Annotated in this window: 2 protein-coding genes; both read left to right on the forward strand. The window is 56.2% G+C overall.

Annotation, left to right across the window (positions count from 1 at the left end):
• Nucleotides 1-261 precede the first annotated feature (261 nt).
• Entirely contained in the window at nucleotides 262-2298 is a 2037-nt protein-coding gene (locus NB063_RS30270) for a porin family protein (RefSeq protein WP_250933228.1), read from the forward strand.
• Nucleotides 2299-2383: 85 nt separating this feature from the next.
• Nucleotides 2384-6712, forward strand: coding sequence for an LVIVD repeat-containing protein (locus tag NB063_RS30275; protein ID WP_250933230.1), 4329 nt, complete (start codon nucleotides 2384-2386; stop codon nucleotides 6710-6712).
• Nucleotides 6713-6812 lie beyond the last annotated feature (100 nt).

The raw sequence follows: 6812 nt of genomic DNA on the forward strand, positions 1-6812 counted from the left end.
AACGTGCTGTCATCGGTTTTTCAAGGTTGAGCAGGCGGCGGATCAAAAACTACCCCAGTGTAGCTATTTAGGCTAATTCACACGCTGGAGAAGTGGTAGCGAGAAATCTGAGTCGCATCGCAGAATCTCGGACAATCAAGAAAATCGTCAAACTTAGCCAATTCGGCAAACAAATCGGGTTCAGTTCAACCGATACGAAAGGAGTAACCGCACCTTTTGGGGGGATGTATGGATGCGAACCTATTCACCAGATCGTTTCTGATGAGAACTAACTACATTCTCGCGTTTTTGCTCGCTTGCTGCTGCGGCGCCACTGCGCTGATGGCAGACGACGGGGAGACGCCTGAACTGTCACTCAATCCGAGTGCAGCCAGCGTTGAAGCCAACGATACGGATGAGTTTGCAGACGCGCTACGGGCATTCCCGATCACCGGCAAAGCCGCCAACGATCTGAACCTCGCAATACCGCTCTCTTCGACTGAGAATTCTCTTTCACTTCGGAAGACCAAACCTTGGAATCCGAGCGAGATTGATCCGCCGGTTCTTCGGTCGCCACTGGAACCCGAGAACGAGCTTCCGGCTGTGCAATTTGGTGAAGACCACACCAACCCGTTGTTCGAAACCGATGGCGGATTTCCCTATGGGTTCACAGGCCCGAGCGGCATCCTGCCGACAGAATGCCAGACCAGCAACCATTTCATCCCCGTTGCCGACCTGTGGCGGATCGGACAACAGGACAGTGACCGATACGGGAAAGGTCACCCAATGCTCGATGATTATCCGGGCGTCAAAGGTGTTTGGTGGGACCCGTACAATCAAAACGTCCTCAAGGGTGACTACCCGGTACTGGGCGAACACACCTTCATGAAACTCACCGCAAAGAGTCTCAATCTCTTTGAGGGGAGGCAATTGCCCACGCCCACGACTCCTTTCGAAGCGACGCGAAATCCCGGTGCGGCCGCGTTTTTCGGCGATCCCGACTCGTTCTTGATGCAATCGTACAACTCGGTTGCGATCGATCTGTTTCATGGCAATGCCGCGTTTAAACCAAACGATTGGCGGATTCGCCTGAACACGATCTACAACATGAACAACCTGACGGCCGATGAGTTGGGCGTCGTCAACCCGGATGTTCGTGCGGGCCGAAGCCGGTTCCGCGATGACTTTGCATTGGAAGAATGGTTTGTCGAAGCAAAATTGGCTGACCTGAGCCCCTACTACGACTTCGTCTCCACGCGGGTTGGCAGTCAGCCGTTTGTCAGTGACTTCCGCGGCTTTCTTTTTGCCGACATCAACCGTGGAGTGCGTTTGTTCGGCACGCGTAAGTCAAATCGCGACCAATTCAACTTGATCTGGTTCGATCAAACCGAGAAAGATTCCAATTCGCTGTTGAATCGATTTTCGAAGGACCGCCACCAAAACACGTTGATCGCGAACTACTACCGGCAAGATTTCCTCTATCCGGGCTTGAACGCCAACGTGTCATTTCACGCCAATCACGACGGGCCTTCGTTTGAGATCAACCAAAACAACTTTCTCGTTCGCCCCGATCCTGCCGGGGTGGCACAACCTCACGAAGTTCGTGCCTACTACTTTGGTGCGGCGACGAACGGACACATCGAGCGTTTCAACTATTCGACCGCGTTTTACTATGCGTTCGGCCGAGATGACCTCAATCCGATCGCCGGACGCGAAGTTGACATCAGTGCCTCAATGGCGGCCATCGAATTGTCCTATGACCGAGACTGGGTTCGATTCCGGACTTCGTACCTGTATAGCAGCGGTGATCGTGACCCCAACGACGAAAAAGCGACCGGTTTCGACGCCATTTTGCCCAATCCGAACTTTGCGGGTACTGAATTCAGCTACTGGGGTCGGCAAGACATTCGTCTCTTTGGAGTCGAGTTGACCAACCGGTTGAGCCTCACGCCGAGCATGAAAAGCAACAAATTCCAGGGGCAAAGCAACTTCGTTAACCCAGGCCTGCATCTCGTCAACTTCGGCCTTGATGCGGACCTGACGCCCAAGCTCAAGACGATCAACAACGTCAACTTCCTATGGTTTGACAACACGTCGTCACTCGAAACCTACCTGTTTACCGGTGAGGTCCGGGACTTCATTGGTACCGATATTAGCTCTGGTCTTGAATATCGTCCCCTGCTAAACAATAACATCGTATGTCTGGGTGGTCTTGCCGCACTGATCGGCGGGGACGGATTTGAGGATCTCTTCCAGCGGGTCGATGGAGAGGTCGACACGCACGTGGCGGGCTTCCTGGAGGTTATTTTGGAATTCTGAGGTTCGTCGACGGCACAGTGCAGATTGGGCGTCTGGCGGGTCGACGGACGAAGCCAAACAACGCCAAGAAAGGCACTGATAGCCGATGAACGGATTCTTAGCTCAACGATCGATCTTCGGATGGCTTTGCCTTCTTTTTTGCCATCTTTTCTTGTCTTCCGCGTTCGCCCAAACGCCAGACACCACGCCGCCCGAGTCGTCAGCGGACGCTCGATTGGCCACGCTGTTTGAAGCGTTTGAGCTTCAAAGGCAAGCCGAAGCGAACGCCTCGGAACCGCCTGCTGAATCTGAGGGGGTCGAATTTTCATTCACCGACCAACCGGAACCTCCGCCAACCACACCCGCGCCTCCGCACGGCGCCGTACCTGCACACGGCCCTGTACCTGCGCACGGCGCCGCACCTGCACACGGCCCCGCGTCTCCCCATCGCGGCGCTCACGGGGCGGTCCCGATGGCCCAGCCGCAAGGTTCTTACCATGGGCGGTATCACGGCCAAGATCCAACGGGCCGCATCGATGGAGCGTCTGAACCGGGCATGGCGGGCAAATCCGGCGACCCTTGGGATTTGGCCCGGCGGTTGGGCGTTGCCGACAACCATTCATTCCCGATTCCGGACGATCTGAGATTTGACAATTTGGCGACACAGTCGGCCGAAGCGGCACATGCCAAAAGTCATGGCTGCATCACCTGCCATACCAATGTCGGCAACATGCACCCCGAAAATTCCGTCCAAATCGGCTGCACCGACTGCCATGGCGGTAACGCAGACGCAATCGATATTAAGCGTGCGCACGTTCAACCGCGATTCGGGCCCGCGTGGAAAAACAGCGCCAACCCAGTCCGCTCCTACACGCTGCTCAATCACGAGTCCCCCGAATTCGTTCGATTCGTAAACCCTGGTGATCTGCGTGTGGCCCACATCGCCTGCGGTCAATGTCATGCCAACGAGGTGCTGCAGCTTCGCAAATCGATGATGACCCACGGTTGCATGCTGTGGGGCGCGGCCCTCTACAACAACGGCGGCACCGACGAAAAGTACAGCAGGTTCGGTGAGTCGTACTCCATGAACGGCACACCGCAAATCATGCAAACGGTGCCTCAACCGACGTTCGAACAGACCCGCAACAAAGGGATCTTGCCGCGTCTTCAGCCGCTGGTGAAGTATCAGGTCTCCCAGCCGGGAAACGTCCTGCGAATCTTTGAACGCGGCGGTCGTTTTCGGCCCGAAATCGGCATCCCCGAACGACTTGAAGAGCCAGGTCGACCGCGTGAACGATTGAGCCTCCGTGGACTCGGCACCGAAAACCGAACCGACCCGGTCTACATCGGCTTGTCGAAAACTCGCCTACTCGATCCGACGCTCAACTTTCTTGGTACCAACGACCACCCGGGCGACTACCGGAGCAGCGGTTGCAGTGCCTGCCACGTGCTCTATGCCAACGACCGCAGTGAAACCGCCAGCGGATTTCTCGCCAAATACGGCAACCGCGGTACCGCCGCGTCGGCACGAGATGAATGGGTGAAATACGTCGATCCGACGATCAACAAAAACCACAGCGGCCATCCGATCCAACACAAGTTCGAACTGAGGATGCCGACGAGCACCTGCATGGTTTGCCACGTCCATCCCGGCACCAACGTGCTCAATAGTTATCTCGGATACATGTGGTGGGATAACGAAACCGATGGTGAGTTGATGTACCCCGAGGAACAGAAAGAACTCACCGCCGAAGACTACATCCGCGCCACCGAATCCAACCCCAATGAAGCCGCCGCGCGAGGGCATTGGTCCGATCCCGAATTCCTCGCCAATGTCACCGATCTCAATCCTCATTTGCGTCACACGCAGTTCGCCGACTTCCATGGACACGGCTGGGTTTATCGTGCCGTTTACAAGAAGGACCGCAAAGGCAAACTGCTCGATTGGAAAAACGACGTCGTTGAGAACGTCACGACCGCCAAACTCCAAGAAGCCGTCAAACCCACCACCGACGAAGAAAAGCAACTCGGAAAATGCCGCCCAGACGCTCCCGTTCACATGATGGACATCCACATGGAAAAGGGAATGCACTGCAGCGACTGCCATTACTACAACGACAGCCACGGCAACACGCTGCTCTACAACGAGGTTCGTGCCGCGATCGAAATCAAGTGCGTGGATTGCCACGGAACCGCCGACGAATCGTTGGTCGAGAAAGTTGAATCTCAGATTAATTCAGGTGCTCCGCCACGCCTCCCCACTTCGGGCCCTGCGTCACCCGATGGTGGAACCAACTTGCTCGCATTGCGGACCACGTTTGACGAACCTCGATTCGAAATCATCCGTGAACCAGGATCGCCACCCAAGCTGATCCAACGGAGCACCGTGGAACCTGATCTTTACTGGGAGGTCACCCAAACGGCCGATACCGTTCGCCCCGATCACGAAAACTACAACCCAAGATCTCACGCTGCGAAAAGCGTGCGGCTCGGTGAAGATGGCGTGCCGACCTGGGGTGGCACCTCAAGCGATGATTTGAACAAGTGTGCCCACAGCAACAAGAAGATGTCATGCATCGCCTGCCACAGCTCGTGGAACCCGAGCTGCTTCGGTTGCCACCTGCCGCAAAAGGCGAACATAAAATCACCGGAACTGCACAACGCGGGCGACGTCACTCGAAACCGCACGAGCTACAATTTTCAAACGTTACGCGACGATGTCTTCATGCTCGCTCGCGATGGAAACGTCACCGGCAATCGCATCGGTCCGGCTCGAAGTAGCTGTGCAATTCACGTGACCAGCTACAACGCCAACCGCGAAGCGATTTACACACAGCAACAAACGATTAGCGGCGACGGCATGTCCGGGATTGCGTTCAGCACGAACGTCCCTCACACCGTACGCGGCGGTGCGGGCTGGGAAAATGAATCCGATCACGGAGCCGGCGGCGTGTACGAAACAAAGAGCTGCACGGACTGCCATTTGTCCGCAACCGAGGACAACAACGCCATCATGTCGCAGTTGCTCATGCAGGGCACCGGCTACACGAACTTCATTGGCAAGTACTGCTATGTCGCGGCGGGTGAACACGGGTTTGAAGCTGTCGTGGTCACCGAAAACACCGAGCCACAAGCGGTCATCGGCAGTTCGCTACACAAGTTGGCCTATCCCGAAAATTACAAACACCACGTCGAGCACCATCGCGAGCTGGAGCATTCTCACGAGCATCCCGGACGCGACATCCTTGAGACGCTTTCGGTCAGATTCCGAAAACCCGAGATCCTCGATCTCCAACACCGGGGTGAATATCTTTATGCCGCGTGTGGAAAGGGTGGACTACGCGTCTTCGACATCGCGTTCATCGATCACAAAGCGTTTAGCGAACGAATCACGACCGCTCCCGTGTCGCCGCTAGGCCAACGCCTGTATGTGCGAACCAAGTTTGCGACAGGTGTTGCTTCGCCAGCCACGATCGCGCCGGACCCCACGCGAAAGCAAGATCCCACCAACGAAGAGTCGGCTGTCCATCCGATCTATGGCTACATCTTCGTTAGCGATCGCGAAGAAGGCCTCGTGCTCGTCGGAGCAGGCACATTGCTCGACGGAAACCCGCTGAATAACTTCCTCGAAAGGGCCCTCACCTTCAATCCGGATGGTTTACTCGATGGAGCGGAATCCGTCAGCATCGTGGGTACGTACGCTTACGTCTGCTGCAAAGCCGGACTAGTGGTTGTCGATCTCGACGATCCTACGTGCCCTCATGTTTCGCATGTGATCGGCCACGATGAACTCCATCACCCGCACAAGGTCGCGGTTCAGTTCCGCTACGGACTCGTCACCGACGAACACGGCGTGAAGGTGATCGACACGACCGACCTCTCACACCCACATGTTGTGCATGAGATCCCCTTGGACGACGCCCATGGCGTGTACATTGCTCGAACATACGCTTACGTGGCGGCGGGACACCACGGCCTCGCGATCATCGATTTTGAGAATCCGAGAAGAGCGTTCATTGATCAGATTTACGACGCCAACGGGTGCATCAACGATGCTCACGACGTCAAACTCGGCATCACCAACGTCAGTCAGTTCGCATACGTTGCCGACGGTGAGCACGGCTTGCGAGTGATCCAACTCACCAGTCCTGAGTTGCCCGGCAATGACGGATTCAGTCCACGACCTCAGCCCTACCTCGTCGCGACCTACAAGCTTCCCAAGAACGGACATGCCCTGGCAATCAGTCGCGGCATGGACCGGGACCGGGCCGTCGATGAGAGCGGAAACCAAATCGCCGTCTTTGGACGTGTCGGTGCCCGCCCGTTATCAGCGGATGAAGCCAAACGGATGTACCTGCGTCCCGATGGCGAACCCTGGTACGTCACCGACAACGTGATGGACGAAACCATCTACCGGATCAAGTCCGCCGATTAGGGATTTATCTCATCAAAACTTGAGGGTTACTGGAACCGGAGGGCTCGCGCCCTGCCGCTAGAAAACTTAGCGGAACGGCGCGAGCGGGCTGTTGTTTTAG

Origin of the sequence: Aporhodopirellula aestuarii (assembly GCF_023701485.1) — a bacterium.
Classification (GTDB): domain Bacteria; phylum Planctomycetota; class Planctomycetia; order Pirellulales; family Pirellulaceae; genus Rhodopirellula; species Rhodopirellula aestuarii.

Bases quoted from the DNA above. Each gene is read 5' to 3' on its own strand.
- NB063_RS30275 (WP_250933230.1), top strand. From the start codon at position 2,384: ATGAACGGATTCTTAGCTCAACGATCGATCTTCGGATGGCTTTGCCTT.
- NB063_RS30270 (WP_250933228.1), top strand. From the start codon at position 262: ATGAGAACTAACTACATTCTCGCGTTTTTGCTCGCTTGCTGCTGCGGC.